The 21,081-nt window shown below is 71.8% G+C and carries 18 protein-coding genes; 14 read left to right on the forward strand and 4 right to left on the reverse strand.

The features are described 5' to 3' along the window. Positions 1–259: 259 nt before the first annotated feature. Together sucC and sucD are read left to right on the forward strand one after the other, a co-directional pair. Positions 260–1,438: an ADP-forming succinate--CoA ligase subunit beta gene (gene sucC, locus ACZ5XS_RS00465; protein WP_468646943.1), complete on the forward strand. Its 1,179-nt coding sequence runs from the start codon at positions 260–262 to the stop codon at positions 1,436–1,438. 21 nt (positions 1,439–1,459) lie between these two features. Further along, positions 1,460–2,344 (forward strand): succinate--CoA ligase subunit alpha, encoded by an 885-nt coding sequence (gene sucD / locus ACZ5XS_RS00470; RefSeq protein ID WP_217235135.1) that lies wholly within the window; start codon positions 1,460–1,462, stop codon positions 2,342–2,344. An 89-nt stretch (positions 2,345–2,433) separates the two neighbouring features. Here sucD and ACZ5XS_RS00475 read toward each other — a convergent pair whose 3' ends face one another. Then, a complete protein-coding gene (locus ACZ5XS_RS00475) occupies positions 2,434–3,588 on the reverse strand; it encodes a helix-turn-helix domain-containing protein (RefSeq protein ID WP_468646945.1) in 1,155 nt (384 codons plus the stop codon). Between the two features lie 96 nt (positions 3,589–3,684). On the opposite strand from ACZ5XS_RS00475, the gene ACZ5XS_RS00480 reads away from it, so the two are divergent. Beyond that, positions 3,685–5,454 carry a cell division protein PerM gene (locus ACZ5XS_RS00480; protein ID WP_468646947.1) on the forward strand — a complete coding sequence of 590 codons (1,770 nt, stop codon included), beginning with the start codon at positions 3,685–3,687 and terminating at the stop codon, positions 5,452–5,454. A gap of 16 nt (positions 5,455–5,470) precedes the next feature. Here the strand turns inward: ACZ5XS_RS00480 and ACZ5XS_RS00485 are convergent, their stop codons facing one another. Continuing rightward, positions 5,471–6,295 carry a hypothetical protein gene (locus ACZ5XS_RS00485; protein ID WP_468646949.1) on the reverse strand — a complete coding sequence of 275 codons (825 nt, stop codon included), beginning with the start codon at positions 6,293–6,295 and terminating at the stop codon, positions 5,471–5,473. 254 nt (positions 6,296–6,549) lie between these two features. Here ACZ5XS_RS00485 and purN point away from each other — a divergent pair, with 254 nt between their 5' ends. Next, positions 6,550–7,188 (forward strand): phosphoribosylglycinamide formyltransferase, encoded by a 639-nt coding sequence (purN, locus tag ACZ5XS_RS00490; RefSeq protein ID WP_468646950.1) that lies wholly within the window; start codon positions 6,550–6,552, stop codon positions 7,186–7,188. After that, positions 7,185–8,750 carry a bifunctional phosphoribosylaminoimidazolecarboxamide formyltransferase/IMP cyclohydrolase gene (purH, locus tag ACZ5XS_RS00495; RefSeq protein WP_468646951.1) on the forward strand — a complete coding sequence of 522 codons (1,566 nt, stop codon included), beginning with the start codon at positions 7,185–7,187 and terminating at the stop codon, positions 8,748–8,750. The genes purN and purH overlap by 4 nt, the downstream gene beginning before the upstream one ends. 132 nt (positions 8,751–8,882) lie before the next feature. Here purH and ACZ5XS_RS00500 read toward each other — a convergent pair whose 3' ends face one another. After that, complete coding sequence (locus tag ACZ5XS_RS00500; protein WP_468646953.1) at positions 8,883–9,506, reverse strand: RDD family protein; 624 nt, start codon at positions 9,504–9,506, stop codon at positions 8,883–8,885. Positions 9,507–9,769: 263 nt separating this feature from the next. Between ACZ5XS_RS00500 and ACZ5XS_RS00505 the strand changes: the two genes are divergently transcribed. The 5 genes from ACZ5XS_RS00505 to ACZ5XS_RS00525 all read left to right on the forward strand — a co-directional run bounded on the left by ACZ5XS_RS00505 (position 9,770) and on the right by ACZ5XS_RS00525 (position 14,743). Continuing rightward, entirely contained in the window at positions 9,770–10,624 is an 855-nt protein-coding gene (locus tag ACZ5XS_RS00505) for a bifunctional methylenetetrahydrofolate dehydrogenase/methenyltetrahydrofolate cyclohydrolase (RefSeq protein ID WP_468646954.1), read from the forward strand. Further along, on the forward strand, positions 10,614–11,114 hold the full coding sequence (locus ACZ5XS_RS00510; RefSeq protein ID WP_468646956.1) for a DUF3017 domain-containing protein: 501 nt from the start codon (positions 10,614–10,616) through the stop codon (positions 11,112–11,114). Before ACZ5XS_RS00505 ends, ACZ5XS_RS00510 begins: the two co-directional genes overlap by 11 nt. A 235-nt stretch (positions 11,115–11,349) precedes the next feature. Then, positions 11,350–11,832 carry a helix-turn-helix domain-containing protein gene (locus ACZ5XS_RS00515; RefSeq protein ID WP_468646958.1) on the forward strand — a complete coding sequence of 161 codons (483 nt, stop codon included), beginning with the start codon at positions 11,350–11,352 and terminating at the stop codon, positions 11,830–11,832. Positions 11,833–12,174: 342 nt separating this feature from the next. Beyond that, positions 12,175–13,443: an XRE family transcriptional regulator gene (locus ACZ5XS_RS00520; RefSeq protein ID WP_468646959.1), complete on the forward strand. Its 1,269-nt coding sequence runs from the start codon at positions 12,175–12,177 to the stop codon at positions 13,441–13,443. A 310-nt stretch (positions 13,444–13,753) separates the two neighbouring features. Next, positions 13,754–14,743 carry a malate dehydrogenase gene (locus ACZ5XS_RS00525; RefSeq protein WP_468646960.1) on the forward strand — a complete coding sequence of 330 codons (990 nt, stop codon included), beginning with the start codon at positions 13,754–13,756 and terminating at the stop codon, positions 14,741–14,743. A gap of 90 nt (positions 14,744–14,833) precedes the next feature. Here the strand turns inward: ACZ5XS_RS00525 and ACZ5XS_RS00530 are convergent, their stop codons facing one another. Continuing rightward, positions 14,834–15,733: a bifunctional helix-turn-helix transcriptional regulator/GNAT family N-acetyltransferase gene (locus ACZ5XS_RS00530; protein ID WP_468646961.1), complete on the reverse strand. Its 900-nt coding sequence runs from the start codon at positions 15,731–15,733 to the stop codon at positions 14,834–14,836. Between the two features lie 206 nt (positions 15,734–15,939). On the opposite strand from ACZ5XS_RS00530, the gene ACZ5XS_RS00535 reads away from it, so the two are divergent. From ACZ5XS_RS00535 to ACZ5XS_RS00550, 4 genes are all read left to right on the forward strand, one after another. Further along, positions 15,940–17,736: a COX15/CtaA family protein gene (locus ACZ5XS_RS00535; RefSeq protein WP_468646963.1), complete on the forward strand. Its 1,797-nt coding sequence runs from the start codon at positions 15,940–15,942 to the stop codon at positions 17,734–17,736. Continuing rightward, complete coding sequence (locus ACZ5XS_RS00540; protein ID WP_217235120.1) at positions 17,723–18,076, forward strand: hypothetical protein; 354 nt, start codon at positions 17,723–17,725, stop codon at positions 18,074–18,076. Before ACZ5XS_RS00535 ends, ACZ5XS_RS00540 begins: the two co-directional genes overlap by 14 nt. A 10-nt stretch (positions 18,077–18,086) precedes the next feature. After that, complete coding sequence (locus tag ACZ5XS_RS00545) at positions 18,087–19,301, forward strand: hypothetical protein (protein ID WP_468646964.1); 1,215 nt, start codon at positions 18,087–18,089, stop codon at positions 19,299–19,301. Between the two features lie 240 nt (positions 19,302–19,541). After that, complete coding sequence (locus ACZ5XS_RS00550; RefSeq protein ID WP_468646966.1) at positions 19,542–21,062, forward strand: aldehyde dehydrogenase family protein; 1,521 nt, start codon at positions 19,542–19,544, stop codon at positions 21,060–21,062. Positions 21,063–21,081: the final 19 nt, after the last annotated feature.

Genomic DNA, 21,081 nt, shown 5'->3' on the forward strand with positions numbered 1-21,081 from the left:
AACCCCAGCCCGGTGAGGCCCTCACACACGGCACCCCGTGCCGGTGAGCACGGCATCATGTGACAGGTATCACCGCTCAGGTGTGACCCGCGATTTAGAGGCCTCCGGCAAGCAGGGATAACCTGCGAGACGGACATGCCGCGCGCTCGGACACCGTGTGCGCCTCCCTTGTGACTGACAGACGGCGGACGTCACGTTGCCCTCGCGGCACGCCCACGCAGACAACGAACCGCGAGATCACTGATAGGGACGGAAGCGCGTGGACCTGTTCGAGTACCAGGCGAGGGACCTCTTCGCCAAGCACGATGTACCGGTGCTGGCCGGTGAAGTCATCGACACGCCTGAGGCGGCCCGCGCAGCCACTGAGCGTCTTGGTGGCAAGTCCGTCGTCAAGGCCCAGGTGAAGGTCGGCGGCCGTGGCAAGGCCGGTGGCGTGAAGCTCGCCGCCACCCCGGACGAGGCCGTCGCCCGTGCGACGGACATTCTCGGCATGGACATCAAGGGCCACACGGTCCACAAGGTGATGCTCGCCGAGACGGCCCCGGAGATCCTGGAGGAGTACTACGTCTCCTTCCTCCTGGACCGCACCAACCGCACCTTCCTCTCCATCGCCTCCGTCGAGGGCGGCATGGAGATCGAGGAGGTGGCGGCCAACCGCCCCGACGCCGTCGCCAAGACGCCGATCGACGCCAACGAGGGTGTGACCGAGGAGAAGGCCCGCGAGATCGTCGCGGCCGCCAAGTTCCCGGCCGAGGTCGCCGACAAGATCGTGAACGTCCTCGTCAAGCTGTGGGACACCTTCATCAAGGAGGACGCCCTCCTCGTCGAGGTCAACCCGCTGGCGAAGGTCGCCTCCGGTGACGTCATCGCCCTGGACGGCAAGGTCTCCCTCGACGAGAACGCCGAGTTCCGTCAGCCGGAGCACGAGGCTCTCGCCGACAAGGACGCGGCCAACCCGCTCGAGGCCGCCGCCAAGGAGAAGAACCTCAACTACGTCAAGCTCGACGGTGAGGTCGGCATCATCGGCAACGGCGCGGGTCTCGTCATGAGCACCCTCGACGTCGTCGCGTACGCCGGTGAGGCCCACGGCGGCGTCAAGCCCGCCAACTTCCTCGACATCGGCGGCGGCGCCTCCGCCGCGGTCATGGCGAACGGCCTGGAGATCATCCTCGGCGACCCGGACGTCAAGTCCGTCTTCGTCAACGTCTTCGGCGGCATCACCGCCTGCGACGAGGTCGCCAACGGCATCGTGCAGGCGCTGCAGCTGCTCAAGGACAAGGGCGAGGAAGTCACCAAGCCCCTCGTCGTGCGCCTCGACGGCAACAACGCCGAGCTGGGTCGCAAGATCCTCTCCGACGCCAACCACCCGCTGGTGCAGCGCGTGGACACCATGGACGGCGCGGCCGACAAGGCCGCCGAGCTCGCGGCTGCGAAGTAAGGAAGAGGGACAGACACAGCCATGGCTATCTTCCTCAACAAGGACTCAAAGGTCATCGTCCAGGGCATGACCGGTGCCACGGGCATGAAGCACACCAAGCTCATGCTCGCGGACGGCACCAACATCGTCGGTGGCGTGAACCCCCGCAAGGCGGGCACGTCCGTCGACATCGACGGCACGGAGATCCCGGTCTTCGGCACGGTCGCCGAGGCGATCGAGAAGACGGGCGCGAACGTGTCCGTCCTCTTCGTGCCGCCGGCCTTCTCCAAGGCCGCCGTCGTCGAGGCGATCGACGCCGAGATCCCCCTCGCGGTCGTCATCACCGAGGGCATCGCGGTCCACGACTCGGCCGCGTTCTACGCGTACGCCGTGTCGAAGGGCAACAAGACGCGGATCATCGGCCCGAACTGCCCCGGTCTCATCACCCCGGGCCAGTCCAACGCCGGCATCATCCCGGGCGACATCACGAAGCCGGGCCGTATCGGCCTGGTCTCGAAGTCCGGCACGCTGACCTACCAGATGATGTACGAGCTGCGTGACATCGGCTTCTCGTCCGCCGTCGGCATCGGTGGCGACCCGGTCATCGGTACGACGCACATCGACGCGCTCGCCGCGTTCGAGGCCGACCCCGACACCGACCTGATCGTCATGATCGGCGAGATCGGCGGCGACGCCGAGGAGCGTGCGGCGGACTTCATCGCGAAGAACGTGACCAAGCCGGTCGTCGGTTACGTCGCCGGCTTCACCGCGCCCGAGGGCAAGACCATGGGCCACGCCGGCGCCATCGTCTCCGGCTCCTCCGGTACGGCCGCCGCCAAGAAGGAGGCCCTCGAGGCCGCCGGCGTCAAGGTCGGCAAGACGCCGACCGAGACGGCGAAGCTGGCGCGCGCCATTCTCGGCCACTGAGCACCGCCTCACCGGCTGAACCAGGCACCACGCCGCACAGCGAGAAGGGCCCGCATCCTCGATGAGGATGCGGGCCCTTCTCGCTGTGCTCAGCGTCCTTGCGGCACCAGCCGCATCGGCCCGCTCACCGTCGCCTCCCGCAGCCGCTCCCGCAGCTCCTTGTCCGCCTCCGACAGGGAGCCCGGTGCCACCCGCGGGGGCACTCCCCGCACCGTCTCGCCCGGCGCCACCGGCGGCTCGTACCGCATGGGCGCCGTCCGCGCGGTCAGCGCGGTCGTCCCGATCAGCGCGACCGTGAAAGCGATGGCGGCCCGCGTCCAGAACCGGGCCCGGCGTTCGCTGCCCGTCCGTACCGTCGGCGGCTTGGCGGCCCGCAGCCGCTCGGTGGAGGCCAGTTCGGCCAGCCGCCGGTTCAGTTCCGCGGGGTCGGACAGCTCCGGGAGCCGCGCGGCGACCGCCTGGCGCGCGTACAGCAGCCGGTTCGCGGTCGCCGGCGTGCTCGCCTCCGCCTCCGCCGCCGTCTCCGGCAGGCCGAGGCCGACACCGTCGTACAGCAGAAGCGTGCGGCGGTACGGCGGCGGGAGCTGCAGGAGTACGTCCATCAGCGCACGGTCGGACGCGTCGGCGGGCGGCGCCTCGGGGTGCCGGTAGCGCGGACGGAAGCGGTGCCAGGGGGAGAGGGCGTACTCATACGCCGTGGCCCGTACCCAGCCGGCCGGGTCCCGGTCGACCGCCACCTCCGGCCAGCGCTGCCAGGCGAGTTGAAAGGCCCGCTCGACCGACTCGCGCGCGAGTTCCCGCCGCCCGGTGAGCAGATAGGCCTGCCGGACCAGGGCGGGGGCGCAGAAGGCGTACAGGGCGTCGAAGGCCTGAGCGGGGGTCAGGGGCGATGCGGAAACGTCCGGTTCGGGCACCGGCGCGGGGGGCGGCGCGGGGGGCGGCCCTCCTGGGGTCGGCGCGAGGCCCGGTTCTGGTGGTGGCTCGGGTCGTGGCTCGGGCTCCGGGAGGGCTTCCGTTCGTACGGGGGGCTCGGCGGCGCCGGTCGCCAGCTCTGCCAGCAGGCGCGCGTACGCCTCCCGCCTCCGGCGGCCCTGCGGTGCCGCACGGCCGGTCTCCCACGCCCGCAGCGTCTCGAGCCTGACGCCCATCCGGGCCGCCGCCTGAGCCTGCGTCAGCGACCCTGCCTCGCGCAGGCGTCGGCGCTCTTTCGGCGGGGGGAGCTTGGTTGCAGGACTCTGCGTCACCGGGCACCCCTTCGTACGAAAAAGTACATAAACGTATATTGGGCGACACTTCGGATGTTCGCCTGTTGCGACGAGAAAGCGCGTGTCGTTGGGAGCATGACGGTCGTGATCCAGATGCCCGCACGCCGACCGCCGTTCTCGTCCCTGCTCACCCGGTGGCGCGACCGGTCACCCGGACTGGCCGCCGGATTTCTGGGGGGTGCGATCGCGGCCGGGCTGGGGCTCGGGTCGTTCACCGTCCTCGTCATGGGGCTGTGGATCAGCTCGCCCTACCCCGACAGCGGGCCCGGCGGCGCGCTGCACGTCGCCGTGGCGCTGTGGCTGCTGGCCCACGGCGTCGAACTGCTCCGCACCGACACGCTCACCGGCGTCCCCGCACCCGTCGGCCTGATCCCGCTCCTCCTCCTCGCGCTGCCGCTCTGGCTGGTGCACCGGGCGGCCCGGGACGCGACCGACGGGGGCGAGGAGGACGACGAACCGACGGCCACCCCGGCGTGGATCGCCGTCCCGCTACGGACGTCTGCCCCGGGACGGACGCCCGTCTCGGGACGGACGGCCTGCGCGGGCGTCGTCCTCGGCTACCTCGCCGTCGGCGCCGCCGCCGCGTTCCAGATGACGGGCGGCGGCCTGCGTCCGTCGTGGGCGTGGACGGGCGTGTGGGTGCCACTGGTCGTGACGGTGGCGGCGGGCACGGGGGTGTGGACGGCGTACGGCCGTCCGCGCGCGGAGCTGGCCAACGCGCTGATCCTGCTGCCCGCGGGCCTACGACGGCTCGTCGTCGGCGCGGACGCCCGGGTCCGCCTCGGCACGGCCGCGCGCGCCGCGGGTGCGGGCACGGCGGTGCTCGTCGGGGGCGGGGCGCTGCTGCTGGCCGCGTCGCTGGCGTGGCACGCCGGGGCCGCCCGGGAGTCGCTGCTCCAGCTCACGCAGGGATGGTCGGGCCGGTTCGCGGTCCTGCTGCTCTGCCTCGCCCTGGTCCCTAACGCGGTGGTGTGGGCGGGGTCGTACGCCCTCGGCCCCGGCTTCGCCCTCGGCGTCGGCCACGCCGTGACCCCGCTCGCGTCCGCCCCGGCGCCCCTGCTTCCGCCGTTCCCCCTGCTGGCGGCGGTACCGGACCCGGGCCCGGGAACGCCGTTGAACTGGGCGGCCGTGGCGGTACCGGTGGCGGCGGGGCTCACGGTGGGGTGGTTCGTGGGGCGGGTCGCCGCTGGAAGCGCGGGCGACGCGGACGCGGCCGTCGGGCCGGTGGCGCGGGCCTGGTCGCGGGGCCGGACCGCGGGGACCGCCGGGCTGGCGGCCGCACTGTGCGCGGCCCTGCTCGCCGTCCTCACGGCACTCGCGGGCGGACCGCTCGGCGTCGGTGCGCTGGCCCGCTTCGGACCGGTGTGGTGGCAGACGGGACCGGCGGCCCTGGCCTGGACCTCGGCGCTGGGGGTTCCCACCGCGCTGACGCTGCGGGCGTGGCGGTGCCGGGAGCGTCCGGCGGGGATCATGGATGGAGGCGGGGAGCGCCGGGAGCGCGGCGCGACGATCGGGAAACCGCGCGTGGAGGAATCGGAGGCCGCGGGCGTACCGGGATCGGGGACCGCGGGCGTACCGAAGGCACCGAAGGCCTCCGACGCACCGAACGCCTCGAACGCCTCCAACGCAGCGAAGTTCTCGGACGCGGCGAAGGCCTCGAAAGCACCGAAGCCCTGGGAGGCGCCGATGGACGACGACAGCACCTTCGAGCCGTACGACTTCCTGCCCACAGAGGCCGCGCACCCGCTGTGGCACGACGACGACGTGGCGCGGGAGGCACGCTGGGCGGCGCTCAAGGAGGCGTCCGCCGAGCCGGAACCACCGGTCTCGCCCGACGCACTCTGACGCTGAGAAGCCGCTGTCAGCTGTTCGCCCCCAGCACCCCCCGCAGCTCCTTCGGCAGCAGGTCGGCGCAGGACTGCGCCGCCTCGTTCGTGAGGGCGTCGTTCGTGCAGGTGTAGTAGTCGTTGTAGACCAGCTTCACGGTGAAGCCGGCGGCGACCAGGGCGATGGCCAGGGACGCCGTGACCAGGCCGCTCACCGCGGCGGTCCGCTGCGGGCGGCCGCTCTGCGCGTGCGCCGGGATGTTCGGGTCGGGGGCGGCGGGGGGCTTGGCGCGCAGGGCGCTGATGCCCCAGTACAGGGCCAGCGCACCGAGCATCAGTGCCACGTAGGGCCAGCTGAACAGGGCGAAGAAGAAGGCCCACATGCCGCTCAGGAGGGCATACCGAGCGCGCCGCTGGGAGGGGTCTTTCGGGTCCCAGCGCAGGCCCGGACCCTGTCCGCCGCCGTTCGGTTTCTCGGGACCGGCACCCGGGCGATTGCCGAAGCCGTCGGGGGAGCGGCCGGGCTGCTGGTTGCTCCACTGGCTGCCCCAGGGGGCTCTGCCACCGTCACCGCTCGGTGCGTCGGACCCCTGGCCGCCTTCGCCGGTCTCACCGTCCGTCGGGTGACGGCGCGGCTGCCAGGGCCGGTCCGGCGTGCCCTCCGGCGGCGGTGCGAACGGGTTGTCGTCCGAGGCCGGAGCCGAATCGGGGGCCGAATCCGGCTTCGATCCCGGAGTCGAATCGGGGGCGTGAGCGTCGGGCGGTGAGGTGGGGCGCTCCCGCAGAAGCACGCCGCTGCGCTCCCCTCCCAGCGATGACTGCGGGGGGAGCGTAAGGAGTCGCAGACTGCGGTCCGGCATCAAGTGAGCGTCTTCCCCTAGGTGATACGGCTGTCTGTCCTGAGCTGTCACGTGGAGAACGCACCGCATTACCACCGCGTTCCCGAGCCCGCTCCTGCCAGACGCTACCTTCCGGCCACGCCCCCGTCCCGTGGGGGCCGCCCGCTGTGCCGGTATCGTTGCTGACGGTCGGCCGCTTCGTAGACTTCCCCGTATTCCGGGGCGCGAAGCATTCGTACGACCATACAAACGCACCCCCGAGAAAGGGCCTCACCGTGGCCGCCAAGCCCGTGGCCAAGCGCCTCGTCGTGCTGGTCTCCGGTTCCGGTACCAACCTGCAGGCGCTGCTCGACGCCATCGCGACCGCCGGCCCCGAGGCCTACGGCGCCGAGATCGTCGCCGTCGGTGCGGACCGCGCGGGCATCGAGGGGCTGGCCCGCGCCGAGCGCGCCGGGATCCCCACCTTCGTGTGCCGGGTGAAGGACCACGCCACCCGTGACGAGTGGGACACGGCCCTTGCCGAGGCCGTGGCCGCCTACGAGCCCGACCTCGTCGTGTCCGCCGGTTTCATGAAGATCGTGGGCAAGGAGTTCCTGGCCCGCTTCGGCGGGCGGTTCGTGAACACCCACCCCGCGCTTCTCCCCAGCTTTCCCGGCGCCCACGGCGTCCGTGACGCGCTCGCGTACGGCGCCAAGGTCACCGGCTGCACCGTCCACTTCGTCGACGACGGCGTCGACACCGGACCGATCATCGCTCAGGGCGTGGTCGAGGTCCGGGAAGAGGACCACGAGGACGAAGGTGTCGCTCTGCACGAGCGCATCAAGGAAGTCGAGCGAAAGCTGCTCGTCGATGTCGTGGGGCGGCTCGCCCGCAACGGCTATCGCATCGAGGGACGAAAGGTAGTTATCCAGTGACCGCCGAGAGCAACAAGCGGGCCATCCGACGGGCGCTCGTCAGCGTCTACGACAAGACGGGCCTCGAAGACCTCGCACGCGGCCTGCACGAGGCGGGCGTGGAGCTCGTCTCCACCGGGTCGACCGCCTCCCGCATCGCCGCCGCCGGCGTCCCGGTCACCAAGGTCGAGGAGCTCACGGGCTTCCCCGAGTGCCTGGACGGCCGCGTCAAGACGCTGCACCCGAAGGTCCACGCGGGCATCCTCGCGGACCTCCGCCTGGAGGACCACCGGCGCCAGCTCGCCGAGCTGGGCGTGGAGCCGTTCGACCTGGTCGTGGTCAACCTCTACCCGTTCCGCGAGACGGTCGCCTCCGGCGCCTCCCCCGACGAGTGCGTGGAGCAGATCGACATCGGCGGTCCGTCGATGGTGCGCGCGGCGGCGAAGAACCACCCGTCGGTGGCGGTCGTGACCAGCCCGGCGCGGTACGCGGACGTCCTCACGGCCGTCAAGGACGGCGGGTTCGACCTCGTCACCCGCAAGCGCCTGGCGGCGGAGGCCTTCCAGCACACGGCGTCGTACGACGTGGCGGTGGCGTCCTGGTTCGCCTCCTCCTACGCCCCCGTCGACGACTCCCAGTTCCCCGACTTCCTGGGCGCGACCTGGGAGCGCAAGAACACCCTCCGCTACGGCGAGAACCCGCACCAGCCGGCCGCCCTCTACGTCGACGGCACCGGCGGCGGCCTGGCCGAGGCCGAGCAGCTGCACGGCAAGGAGATGTCGTACAACAACTACACGGACACGGACGCCGCCCGCCGTGCCGCGTACGACCACGACGAGCCCTGCGTCGCGATCATCAAGCACGCCAACCCCTGCGGTATCGCCATCGGAGCGGACGTCGCCGAGGCGCACCGCAAGGCGCACGCCTGCGACCCGCTGTCGGCGTTCGGCGGGGTGATCGCCGTCAACCGTCCGGTGTCGAAGGAGATGGCCGAGCAGGTCGCCGAGATCTTCACCGAGGTCATCGTGGCGCCCGACTACGAGGACGGTGCGCTCGAGGCCCTCGCCAAGAAGAAGAACATCCGCGTCCTGAAGGCCTCCGGTGCCCCCTCCACCCCGGCCGAGCTCAAGCCGGTGGACGGCGGCGTCCTCCTCCAGGTGACGGACCGCCTCCAGGCCGACGGCGACGACCCCGCCAACTGGACCCTGGCGACGGGCGAGGCGCTGAGCGCGGAGGAGCTGTCCGACCTCGCCTTCGCGTGGAAGGCCTGCCGTGCCGTGAAGTCCAACGCCATCCTCCTCGCCAAGGACGGCGCCTCGGTCGGCGTCGGCATGGGCCAGGTCAACCGCGTCGACTCCGCGAAGCTCGCGGTCGAGCGCGCGGGCGCGGAGCGAGCCACCGGCTCCTACGCCGCCTCGGACGCCTTCTTCCCCTTCCCCGACGGCCTGGAGATCCTCACCGAGGCCGGCGTCAAGGCCGTTGTCCAGCCCGGTGGTTCGGTGCGCGACGAGCTCGTGGTCGAGGCGGCGAAGAAGGCCGGCGTGACGATGTACTTCACGGGGACGCGGCACTTCTTCCACTGACCGCTGACCCCCGCCGCCCGTACACGGTTCGTTCCGCGTACGGGCGGTTCGGGCGTGAGCTCAGGGATGTCAGTCCCGCGAAGGATGGCGGGAGGCGTCGTGGCGACCCGCCGTGAGATGTGTGAACGGTGCTCAGTTCGAGCGGATCACGATGGACGAGCAGACCTTGTCGGCGAACGTCTGACGCTTGGCGTCCCATGCCGGCCACAGCCAGCCGAGGTAGCACGCCAGGCTGTCCAGGAAGTGCGCGATACGGCGGACGAACGCCATGCCGACGCCGAGCGGCTGGCCGTCGCTCTCCCGCACGAGGCGGATGCCGAGCGTCTTCTTGCCGAGCGTCTGGCCGGTGCGGCCCTCCTGGATCAGCATCCAGATCGCGATGCCGATGACGCCGAGGCCGCCGATGATCGACAGGAACCCGGTCTGGGCGCTGACGTCGATGATCACGAAGACGTACGGGATCATCAGGACGAGGCCGTCCACGAGGGTGCCCAGGAAGCGCTGGCCCCAGTTCGCGTACGACGGCGGCATGCCGTAACCCGGCTGCTGCGGGTAGCCGTAACCGGCCGGGGCCTGCGGCGCCTGCGGGTAGCCGTATCCCTGCTGCGGCGGGACGCCCTGCGGGGCCTGCTGCGGGTAGCCGTAGGGCTGCTGCTGGCCCTGCTGGGGGTAGCCGTAGCCCGGCTGCTGGGGCTGCTGCGGCTGCTGGGGGTCCTGCGGCTGACCGTACGGGTTGTTGGGCGAGCCGAAACTCATGGGGTTTCCTCCGTTGCGCAAGCTGGGGACAATGCGGACTGCGCGGAGGAACGTCATGTTTCTGAGCGGTTTGCCCCCCGAACAACAACCGCGAACTGCGCCACACATGGTTCTAGGGCGGCGAGTTGTTGTCCAGCCGCATTCGGTATGTGTTGTGCAAGTGCAACATCGCCGATCATGGTGGGATACGGGCGGCCGGGCGGCCTGCTGTCCGGTGGCACCCGGATTGGAACCAGGACCGGGTCATCCGCGAGGATGGGGGTATGACCGCCCAGATTCTCGATGGCAAGGCCACCGCAGCCGCGATCAAGTCCGATCTGACCGTCCGCGTGGCGGCCCTGAAGGAGAAGGGGGTCACGCCCGGCCTCGGAACGATCCTCGTCGGGGAAGACCCCGGCAGCCAGAAGTACGTCGCCGGCAAGCACCGCGACTGCGCTCAGGTCGGCATCGCCTCCATCCAGCGTGAACTGCCCGCCACGGCGACCCAGGAGGAGATCGAGGCCGCCGTCCGCGAACTGAACGAGGACCCGGCCTGCACCGGCTACATCGTCCAGCTGCCGCTCCCCAAGGGCATCGACGAGAACCGGATCCTGGAGCTGATGGACCCGGACAAGGACGCCGACGGCCTGCACCCGATGAATCTCGGCCGCCTCGTCCTCAACGAGCCCGCCCCGCTGCCCTGTACCCCGAACGGCGTCCTGACCCTGCTGCGCCGCCACGGCGTCGAGATCAAGGGTGCCGAGGTCGTGGTGGTCGGCCGTGGCGTGACCATCGGCCGGCCGATGCCGCTGCTGCTCACGCGCCGCAGCGAGAACGCCACGGTGACCCAGTGCCACACCGGTACGCGCGACCTGTCGGCGCACCTGAAGCGCGCCGACATCATCGTCGCCGCGGCCGGTTCCGCCCACCTGATCCGCGCCGAGGACGTCAAGCCGGGCGCGGCCGTCCTGGACGTCGGCGTCTCGCGCAGCGCCGAGGGCAAGATCGTCGGGGACGTCCACCCGGACGTCGCCGAGGTGGCCGCCTGGATCTCACCCAACCCCGGCGGCGTCGGCCCGATGACCCGCGCGCAGCTGCTCGTCAACGTGGTCGAGGCGGCGGAGCGCAGTGTCGGCTGAGAGCAAGCCCGGCAGGCCGGGCACGGCCGAGGCCGCCGAGGGCACCGACGAGATCGAGGTGCGGGACCCCGTCAGCGCCCCCGACGCCGACGGGAAGCCGCGCCGGACGACCCGCCGCTTCCCCCTGTTCACACGGGACACCGCGCGTCCCGAGGGCGGCGGCCGGGCCGCACCGAGCGACGCCCCGGCGCCGGCCCGGCAGTGGCCGGTCCTCGCCGTGCTGGCGATGGCGGGGCTCGGACTGCTGCTGACCGCCTTCGACCTGTTCCGCGTCGGCATCCTCCTGCTCGGCGTCGCCCTGCTGGCCGGCGGGGCGCTGCGCTGGCTGCTGCCGGACGTCGGCATGCTCGCGGTGCGATCCCGCTTCACCGACATCGTCACGTACGGCGTGCTCGGCCTCGTGATCGTCCTGCTGGCGATGATGGTGCAGCCGAAGCCCTGGCTGGTGATCCCGTTCCTGAAGGACACGCTGCACTTCACGGTCAGTTGACCGGTGGCGTACGGCGGTGGCCCGCCCCCTCCCCCGAGCAAGGACGGGCCACCGCCGCACACCACACTCCTGCACGGTGAACGGCCTGTTCAATGGCTGTCCGTGCGCTGTGGCACGGAAGTGACCGTTCCGCCACGGTGTCCGGGCCTTGCGACAGTCGGGCCGGACCCGGGAACCGATCAGCCCTGTGACGTCGTCACCTGCTCACGATCGGGGTCCCGAGGGGAGGTGGCCGATGGGTACCTGGCAGCCGTTGCCGGACGATCTGCCGCCGGAGGTGCGGCACTTCGTGGAGCGGTTGCGGCTCCTGAAGGACCGCACGGGACTCAGTCTGGTCGCCCTCGGCGCCCGCACCGCCTACAGCAAGTCCTCCTGGCACCGCTATCTCAACGCCACCCAGCCGCCGCCCCGGCAGGCCGTCGACGCGCTGTGCCGGATCGCGGGGCTCGACGGCACGGACGCCGAACGTTTCGGAGTGCGCTGGGAGCTGGCGGTCCAGGCGTGGCCCCGCCCGGTGACGGTGCCCGCGCAACCCGGCGGGAGCGGCCCGGACGGCAGCGAGGGCGAGGAGTACGAGGACGACCCCACGCTGCCGTGGTGGGACGCGCCCCCGGCGGAAGACAGTCGCGGACGGTCCGGGCGACTGCTGCTGTCCGCCGTGCTGCTGCTCCTTCTCACGGTGTTGGTCGGCGTCGTCGGCACCGTGGCGTTCGGGTGAATCGAAGACCTGCGTGACAGGCGGTATTTCCGGTGTGTGACACTCATGTCGATGTATTGACAAGTTCGGGGATTTGGCACGAAGTCGTTCTACATCGGCGCTAGCGTGTCCTTTTCCGAACGTCGGCGTACTGGACCTCGGCCCGGTGGGCGTGCAACGGTGCATGCCCGCGGCCACGATGCACCCGTGCGCCCCCACCCCGGGAACTGAGATCCTGACTGAGCGCATCCCTGTGGGTAGCCACAACGGGGACTCGGCACAGGCACCACGCACGGGGAAAAGCGGAGAACAACCAGCACAACCGGGGGGAAGAGGGGGGTAGCAATGCCTCGTTGGAGGGCCTTGCCCGACGAGCTCGATCCGCAGGTCAGAGAGTTCGCAAGCCAATTGCGGCGGCTCGTGGACCGCAGCGGCCTGAGCATCGCCGCGGTGGCCGACCGCACGGGTTACAGCAAGACGTCCTGGGAGCGTTATCTCAACGGCCGGCTGCTCGCGCCGAAGGGCGCGATCGTCGCCCTGGCCGAGGTCACCGGCACCAATCCCATGCATCTGACGACGATGTGGGAGCTCGCCGAGCGCGCCTGGAGCCGCTCGGAGATGCGCCACGACATGACCATGGAGGCCATCCGGATCTCTCAGGCACGCGCCGCGCTGGGCGAGCTCGGCGCGCCCGCGGCGGGTGCCCAGGGCAGCAAGACGGCCCGCAGGAGCAGCAGCGCCACGGCCACGCCCGGCATCGCCGGACCGGCCGGTGTCGTCCCGTCGGTGCCGACGCAGCCGACGGCACCGGACGCCCGGGACTCGGCGGGCGGCGTACGGGACGTCCTTCCTCCGGGCGGGTCCCCGGGCGGTTCGTCCGGCGGGTCCTCAAGCTCGTCCGGTTCCTCCTCGGGCGCCAACTCGTGGGGCCTGGCGGGGTACCAGCGGCCGGCGCCGACCGGGGGGCGGAGTTCGGGTGCGGGTGCGGGTGCGGGCGCCGGATCCCGGGCTTCGGGTTCGGCTTCGGGTTCGGCATCGGGCGACGGTCCGGTGCGGACTCCCGCGCCGGCGAGCCCGTACGGCGACCCGCCGCAGGGTCCTCGTCCGGGCCGTGGCCGCTCCTCCCGCGGTGCGCGCGGCAAACGGCGGCTGACGATGTTCCTCGCGGGCGTCGTCGGGGTGGTCGTGGTGATGGGGGCCGCGTACGTCCTCACGGACGGCGGGGACGGCGGCAAGAAGGAAGACGTCGCCGCTTCGCCGACACCGCCGGTCAGCACCGATCCCGACCTGCCGGCCGGGGTGAAGTGCAGCGGCGACTCCTGCACCGGCAAGGACGCGGAGAGCATGGGCTGCAGCGGTGACCTCGTCACCACGGCCAAGACCGCGACCGTCGGCACCACCGTCGTCGAGGTCCGCTACAGCGAGACCTGTGGCGCGGCCTGGGGACGCATCACGCAGGCCGCTCAGGGCGACGAGGTGCGGGTGACCGCGGGGAAGGCCGAGGAGCAGACCGGCACCATCACGGCGGCCGGGGACACCATCACCTACACGCCGATGGTGGCCGTGAAGGACGCGGGAGAGGCGGAGGCCTGCGCGACGCTGGCCTCGGGTCGGGAGGGGTGCACGAAGTAGCGGGAAAACAATCCGGGTCAGACGCGCATGCCCGCCCCAATCGCGGGCACGCGAACGTTACCCCCACGGGAGTCCGGCAACCGGTACCCCCCGAACGGCGGCCGCCTTCGTCCCCCCTCTCCCGGACGGGCGGCCGCCGCTTTGTGCGCACGGGTTGCCGGGAGGGCTCTGTGGGGTGGGCCACACAACCCCGGACGTCCGACATCCCGGATGCGCGGTAGCCTGACCGCTGATCTCTCTTGACGCCAAGAGATCGATCAAACGTCCGGGGCAGGGACGCCCCACCGCCAGCTGTCATACGGAGAACGCCATGACCCGCACTCCCGTGAACGTCACCGTCACCGGCGCGGCCGGCCAGATCGGTTACGCCCTGCTCTTCCGCATCGCCTCCGGCCAGCTGCTCGGCGCGGACGTGCCGGTCAGGCTGCGCCTCCTGGAGATCACCCCCGCGCTGAAGGCCGCCGAGGGCACCGCGATGGAACTCGACGACTGCGCCTTCCCGCTGCTCCAGGGCATCGACATCACGGACGACCCGAACGTCGCCTTCGACGGCACCAACGTCGCCCTCCTCGTGGGCGCCCGCCCCCGCACCAAGGGCATGGAGCGCGGTGACCTCCTGGAGGCCAACGGCGGCATCTTCAAGCCGCAGGGCAAGGCCATCAACGACAACGCGGCGGACGACATCAAGGTCCTCGTCGTCGGCAACCCGGCCAACACCAACGCGCTCATCGCGCAGGCCGCCGCCCCCGACGTACCGGCCGAGCGCTTCACCGCGATGACCCGCCTGGACCACAACCGCGCGCTGACCCAGCTCGCGAAGAAGACGGGCTCGACGGTCGCCGACATCAAGCGCCTGACCATCTGGGGCAACCACTCCGCCACCCAGTACCCCGACATCTTCCACGCCACGGTCGGCGGCAAGAACGCCGCCGAGGTCGTCAGCGACGAGAAGTGGCTGGCCGAGGACTTCATCCCGACCGTCGCCAAGCGCGGCGCCGCGATCATCGAGGCCCGTGGCGCGTCCTCCGCGGCCTCCGCCGCCAACGCCGCCATCGACCACGTCTACACCTGGGTCAACGGCACCGCCGAGGGCGACTGGACCTCCATGGGCATCCCGTCGGACGGCTCCTACGGCGTCCCGGAGGGCCTGATCTCCTCCTTCCCGGTCACCACCAAGGACGGCACGTACGAGATCGTCCAGGGCCTGGACATCAACGCGTTCTCCCGCACCCGCATCGACGCCTCCGTGCAGGAACTGGCGGAGGAGCGCGACGCGGTGCGCGGCCTCGGCCTGCTCTGAGCCGAACGGCTCGTCCGAGCCGCCTCGTCAGGACCCCGCACGGGCCCCGTTCCGGTACCGACCGGAACGGGGCCCGCGCCGTCTTCCGGGTCACCGCCGGCCGAGGCGCTTCTCGAACCAGTGGGCCGCGTACGCGTTGTCGTCGTAGCGGGGGATCTCCCGGTACCCGCAGGCCCGGTACATCGCCTGTGCCTCGGTGAGCGACGCGTGCGTGTCCAGTCGTACGGCGCCGAAGCCCCGCGCGGCCGCCTCGCCCTCCAGCGCCGTGAGCAGCCGTCGGGCGAGCCCCAGGCGGCGGGCGTCCGGGTGCACCCACACGTGCCGGATCTCGCCCACCCCCGGCTCCAGCCGGCGCAGCGCCCCGCAGCCCACCGGGCGGTTCTCCTCGTACGCGACGAAGAAGGCACCGGCGTCGCCGGACACCTCCTCGGGCCGTACGAGAGCGGACCGGTCGAAGCCCTCCGGGAAGCGGGCGCCGATGTCGGCGGCGTACGCGTCCAGGCAGGTACGGGCATCGGAGGAGGCGCCGGGGACGAGGGCGACGGTGATGGCGGCCAGCCGCAGCAGGCGCTGCGCGGTGGCCAGCGCACCGGTCAGCTCGGCCCGCTGGCCGGGGGCGAGGCCTTCGAGCAGACCGGCGGCGAGGGCGCCCGCCCTGCGGTTCTGCTCCCTGACCTCGGCGCGGCCCGCGGGGGTCAGTTCCACCCTGCGCAGCCGGTTGTCGTCGGGGTGCGCGCTCGTGCGGACCAGGCCCTGCGCCTCCAGGGCCTTCGCCATCCGGCTCAGATACCCGGCGTCCAGACCGAGCCGCGTCCTGAGCTCCCGCAGGGACGCCCCGGACGCGCTCTCGTGGATCTCGAACAGCAGCCGGGCCTCACCGAGCGGACGGTCCTGGCCGAGGTAGTGGTCGTCCAGGACGCCGATGCGGCGCGTGAAGTAGCGGTTGAAGCGGCGCAGGGCCGTCACGTCGTCCATCGACACTGGCTTCATACTTCTTTGACTGTAGTCAAAGAATCCGCGGGGGTCCACGGTTCGCGGGCCGATGTCAGTGGCGGCCCGTAGCCTGCGGGCATGACGAGTGAGGGGTGGAGCACCGGGCGTGACATTCCGGTTCCGCCGGCCCCACCCGTCCCTCTATGCTGATGGTTTGTCAACAACATCATGAGCAAGGGTTTTCCACGCATCGGGGGAATGGCGTGAGCACCGCGTACGTGCCGCAGCAACCACAGCAACCACAGCAGACACCCGCCGGCACACCGCCGGCCGAACCGCCGCCCACCGCGCCGCACGCCAGCGAGGCGACCCGGCTGCTGTGCGCGGGTACCTATCTCGACTCCGGGTACCGCGACCAGGTCATCGAGGAACTGCATCTCAAAGAGCAGCGGATCGTGGCCCCTTCGCTCGGCTTCGACGCCGCCCGCGTCCTCGCGCACGCCCTGCGGGCCCGGCGCCAGGAGCTGATGTGGGCCGGGGCGATCCTGGGGCTGTGGGTGGTCGGGACCGTGCTGACCGGGGGTGTGCTGGGCCTCTTCCTGTGGCCCAGCCTGTACCTCGCGGTCGCCGGCTGGATCCGGGGACGCGGGCAGCAGCCACCGCTGTACCGCAGGGTGCCCGCCTTCCTGCTCCGCTGGTGGGGCCGCGTCATGTTCGCGCTTCTGCTGGTCCTCGTGACGGTCGGGGCGTTCGGCGGCACGGACGACAGTGATACGTACGGCTCGTCCTACGACTCGTACGACTCCACCGGCCTGTACGGCGACAGCTTCTCCGACTCGCCGGGCTTCTCCGACGCGGTGGTGCCCGACTTCGACAACCTCGACAGCTTCATCGAGCCCTGGCGGGCCTGGGCCACGCTCGTGATGTTCGTCCTGATCGCGCTGTGCATCGCCGCCCAGCGCGGCCAGTTCGCCCGGGTGATGGCCGCCGAGCTGTCCCCGCAGCGCTTCCCCGACGCCGCGGGCGACCCCGCCGAGCGGGCCGAGGGGCAGCGCTTCCAGCGGCTGAAGGAGCGCATCCGGCTGGAACAGCACGCGCCGCTGATCATGTACCACGCGGCGCGGCCGTTCTGCGGCGCCGGCGCGGCCTACGACACCTGGGTCCTCGCCGTCGAACTGCGCCCCGACGAGATGAAGAAGCAGCAGCCGCTCGGCAACCGCACGGTCCTGGAGAAGATCCGGACCCTGCTCGAACAGCTGCGCCTGCCCGCCGAGTACGCGGGAAACCTGGGACGCGACCGGCTGCGCCGGCTGGAGATCGACGAGTGCGTGTTCCTGCCCGCGGAAGGGCTGCGGCGGCGCGAGGAAGCGCCCTACACCCCGCAGGCGTTCGAGGAGCACCGGGCGCGAGCGGTCGAGGAGGGTGCCGAGAAGCGCCGGCACTTCCTGCGCATCCGCGTCGGCGGCTGGGAGGAGGAAGTGGTCGTCACGGTGTTAGTGCGCATCCACACCCAGGGCCGCATGCTGATGCTGGAGGTCGCACCGCACGTCCTCACGCCGGTGCGCGAGGAATTCAAGAACGCCGACCGCGCCGCCCACCGCTTCCGCAACAACAGCGCGCTCGGCAAAGGGGCCTGGGCGATGGTCCGGGTGCCGGGCTCCGCGATCGGCTCCCTGGCCACGCTGGGCAGGGGACTGGCGTACGTCTGGCGGCTGCTCACCGGCGGGCACGCGGGCGAGCTGCCCGACGGGCCGGCCGTGTCCGTGCGCGAGGCGGGTTCGGTGGACACCGGGTCCCTGTTCCAGGAGATGGACGTCGCCCGGTACCTCAAGAGCGTGCAGGACCGCGTCGCGAACGGCGTGCGGGCCGCGCTCGCCGACTCCGGTTACCAGACCGGCGAGTTCGTCCAGAAGATCGTCAACATCAGCAAGGGCGGCGTGAACATCGACCGGATCTCGGACAGCACCTTCGCGGTCGGCAGCCACGCGTCCGCGTCCTCCTCGACCACGACCGGCGGCGCCGCGCCGCAGAAGGGAACCCCCACCGATGGCAACGGATGAGCCGAAGGTCAACATCGGCGACGTCTCGCACAGCACCTTCGCCATCGGCAGCCACGCGCACGCCGAGAGCCACCACGGGACGGCCGTACAGCGCGACCAGGCCGCCGAGGAACTCCTGAAGGCGGTGCGCGAGCTGCGCGCCGACCTGACCCGGGTGCGGGCCAGCGAGGAGACGGCCACCCTGGACGAGGCGCTGGCCGAGACCGAGGACGAGATCACCCGCACCGGACAGGCGGGCCCGTCCCGCCTCGACCGGCTGCGGCAGCTGCTCACCGACTCGCAGGCCCTGGTCGGCCTGATCGCGTCCGCCGGGGCCGTCGCCGGTCTTCTGGGGCTGTGAGAGGGGCGGGATGAGCGGCAGCGGGGGAACGCGGTACTGGAACGAGGAGACCCAGCGCTGGGAGGAGGGCGACGGCACCGGGCCCGATCTCCCGTCGCCGGCAACACCGCCACCACCGGCCCGGCCGGGGTTCGCGCCGGCGTGGCCCACGGCGGCCTCGACGGGGGCGGCGGCAGCGGAGACCGGGGACCGTCCGGCGGCGGGGGCGGCCGAGGCGGCGGGGGGCCCGGCGGTGTCCGCGGGGCCGGTGCCCGCCGCGGACGGGTCCGCTTCCCCCGCCGGCTCTCCTGCCTCGCCGTCCCGGCCCGCCGACCGGCCCGAGCCGGCAGCCCGGCAGGCCGCGGACCATGACCACGCGGCGTGGCCCCCGACGCAGACCGCGGGCGGCGGTATGCCTTCGGCGGCGCAGGACGCCGGAGGCAGCGGCGAGTGGCCTCCGGCCCAGTGGCCCAGTGGATCGTGGCCGCCCGCAGGGCAGACCGCCCCGTCCGCTCCCGCCCGCGGCATGAGCCGGCGGCTCGTGTGGTCCGTGCTGATCGGGGCGGCTGCCGTCGGTGTCGCCGTGAGCCTGGTGCTGACGACGGTCGTCGGCGGGGACGACGAGCCGACGGCCGCCACCGGCGGGTCGCAGTCCCCGACGGGCGAGGTCTCGCAGCAGAACGACCCGAGCCCGACACCCACCGAGGAGTCCGCCTCGCCCACGGTCTCCGCGCCCGAACTCCCCGCCGGATACGAGGAGTACGTGGACGCCGAGGGGTTCCGGATCGCTATCCCCCAGGGGTGGGCGCGTACCACACTGGACTCCCAGTTCGGGATCGCCGTCGTCAACTACCGCAGTGCCGACGGCCAACGCCGGCTGCAGGTCTACCAGGTGTCGGAGGAGTCGCCGGACGCGTCGTTCAGGCTGTACCTGTCGGAGGAGACCGCCAAGCCGGCCGGGTTCGAGAAGCTGTCCCTGGAGACCCTCGACGACGACAGCGGGTTCACGGGCTCACGGCTGGAGTACCTCGCCGACACCATCAAGGGCGAGCCGGACGTCGGCACCTGGCACGTCTACGACGAGCGGTTCGTGGCGCCGGACGGCAACATCTACGCCATCGCCGCCTACGGCCCCGACGCCGACGGCCGGGCCGACGAACTGGAACTGCTCACCACGGCCGTGGACTGGTTCTGCCCGCCGCTGGGACAGTGCGCACCGGCGTCCGGCTCGTTCGACATCGACTGACCCGCCGCACATCGGAGCGACCCGCACATCTCCATGGCAGCGGCCGCGTGCCGTGCCTCACCCGCGCGTCGTCCCTCAGTGCGCGGTTCGTCCTGTTCGCCCGCATGTTCAGTGACACAGCCCACTTTCGGCCATGGATTGCGCATGCAATCGCAACGGAAGGGCATGCGCTCACGGTCCCGGTGAGTGACACGCCTGTGACACAGGGGCACTGAACAGGAACGGAAGGCAAACCCGATCATGGCGGACACACCAGAACTCCAGGCGCGGAAGACCATCCACGTGGACGGGGAGTGGCTAGAAGCCGTCTCCGGCGCCACGCGCGAGATCATCGACCCCGCGGACGCCCTGCCGTTCGCCCTGATCGCGGAGGGTGACGAGAAGGACACCGACCTGGCGGTCGCGGCCGCCCGGCAGGCATTCGACCACGGCGACTGGCCGCGCACCCCCGCCGCCGAACGCGCCGCGCTGCTGCGCCGCGTCGCCGATCTCCTCGTACGCGACCGCGAAGAACTCGGCCTGCTGGAGAGCCGGGACGCGGGCAAGACCGTCGAGGAGGGCCGCGTCGACATCGACTGCGTCGCCGACGCCTTCCGCTACTTCGCCGACCTCGTCGCCGCCGAGGCCCCGGGCCGGGTCGTCGACGCGGGCTCGCCCGACATCCACAGCGTGGTCGTGCACGAGCCCCTCGGCGTGTGCGCGCTGATCACGCCCTGGAACTACCCGCTTCTCCAGGCCAGTTGGAAGATCGCCCCGGCGCTCGCGGCCGGCAACACCTTCGTGGTCAAGCCGAGCGAGATCACCCCGCTGACGACCGTCGCCCTGATCGACCTGTTGGCGGAGGCCGGCCTGCCCGCCGGGGTCGCGGGCATCGTCACCGGCCCCGGCCACTCGGTCGGCGCCCGGCTCGCCGAGCACCCCGACGTCGACCTCGTCTCCTTCACCGGCGGCCTGGTCAGCGGCACCAAGGTGGCCCAGGCCGCCGCCCCGAGCGTCAAGAAGGTCGCCCTCGAACTCGGCGGCAAGAACCCCAACGTCGTCTTCGCCGACGCCTGCGCCACCGAGGAGGCCTTCGACACCGCCGTCGACCAGGCCCTCAACGCGGCCTTCATCCACAGCGGCCAGGTCTGCTCGGCGGGCGCCCGCCTCATCGTCGAGGAGAGCGTCCGGGACCGTTTCGTCGCCGAACTCGCCCGCAGGGCGGACCGTATCCGCCTCGGCCGCGGCACCGCCGACGGCGTCGAGTGCGGCCCGCTCGTCTCCGAGCAGCAGCGCGCCAAGGTCGAGTCGTACGTCGACTCCGCGCTCGCCGAGGGCGCGGTGCTGCGCTCCGGCGGCAAGCGGCCCGCACCGTCACCGGAAAGGCCGGAGAACGGCTACTTCTACGAGCCGACCGTCCTCGACCACTGCCACCGCGACATGAAGGTCGTCCGGGAGGAGGTCTTCGGCCCCGTCCTCACCGTCGAGACCTTCCGCACCGAGGACGAGGCCGTCGCCCTCGCCAACGACACCGAGTACGGCCTCGCCGGCGGCGTCTGGACCACCGACGCCGGCCGGGCCCGCAGGGTCGCGGGCCGACTGCGGCACGGCACGGTCTGGATCAACGACTTCCATCCCTACCTCCCCCAGGCGGAGTGGGGCGGCTACGGCAAGAGCGGAACGGGCCGCGAACTGGGCCCCGCCGGACTCGCCGAGTACCGCGAGACCAAGCACGTCTACCAGAACCTCGCGCCCAAGCCCGTCCGCTGGTTCGCCGGCTGACCCCCTCCCTCGCAAGCCC

The organism is Streptomyces sp. NPDC033131, from assembly GCF_055578365.1.

What these genes read in the sequence shown, in the direction of transcription:
- ACZ5XS_RS00550 (WP_468646966.1), top strand. Translation starts at nt 19,542, where the DNA reads ATGGCGGACACACCAGAACTCCAGGCGCGGAAGACCATCCACGTGGAC.
- ACZ5XS_RS00500 (WP_468646953.1), bottom strand. Translation starts at nt 9,506, where the DNA reads ATGAGTTTCGGCTCGCCCAACAACCCGTACGGTCAGCCGCAGGACCCC.
- ACZ5XS_RS00505 (WP_468646954.1), top strand. Translation starts at nt 9,770, where the DNA reads ATGACCGCCCAGATTCTCGATGGCAAGGCCACCGCAGCCGCGATCAAG.
- ACZ5XS_RS00530 (WP_468646961.1), bottom strand. Translation starts at nt 15,733, where the DNA reads ATGAAGCCAGTGTCGATGGACGACGTGACGGCCCTGCGCCGCTTCAAC.
- ACZ5XS_RS00525 (WP_468646960.1), top strand. Translation starts at nt 13,754, where the DNA reads ATGACCCGCACTCCCGTGAACGTCACCGTCACCGGCGCGGCCGGCCAG.
- sucD (WP_217235135.1), top strand. Translation starts at nt 1,460, where the DNA reads ATGGCTATCTTCCTCAACAAGGACTCAAAGGTCATCGTCCAGGGCATG.
- ACZ5XS_RS00515 (WP_468646958.1), top strand. Translation starts at nt 11,350, where the DNA reads ATGGGTACCTGGCAGCCGTTGCCGGACGATCTGCCGCCGGAGGTGCGG.
- ACZ5XS_RS00480 (WP_468646947.1), top strand. Translation starts at nt 3,685, where the DNA reads ATGACGGTCGTGATCCAGATGCCCGCACGCCGACCGCCGTTCTCGTCC.
- ACZ5XS_RS00485 (WP_468646949.1), bottom strand. Translation starts at nt 6,295, where the DNA reads ATGCCGGACCGCAGTCTGCGACTCCTTACGCTCCCCCCGCAGTCATCG.
- ACZ5XS_RS00545 (WP_468646964.1), top strand. Translation starts at nt 18,087, where the DNA reads ATGAGCGGCAGCGGGGGAACGCGGTACTGGAACGAGGAGACCCAGCGC.
- ACZ5XS_RS00540 (WP_217235120.1), top strand. Translation starts at nt 17,723, where the DNA reads ATGGCAACGGATGAGCCGAAGGTCAACATCGGCGACGTCTCGCACAGC.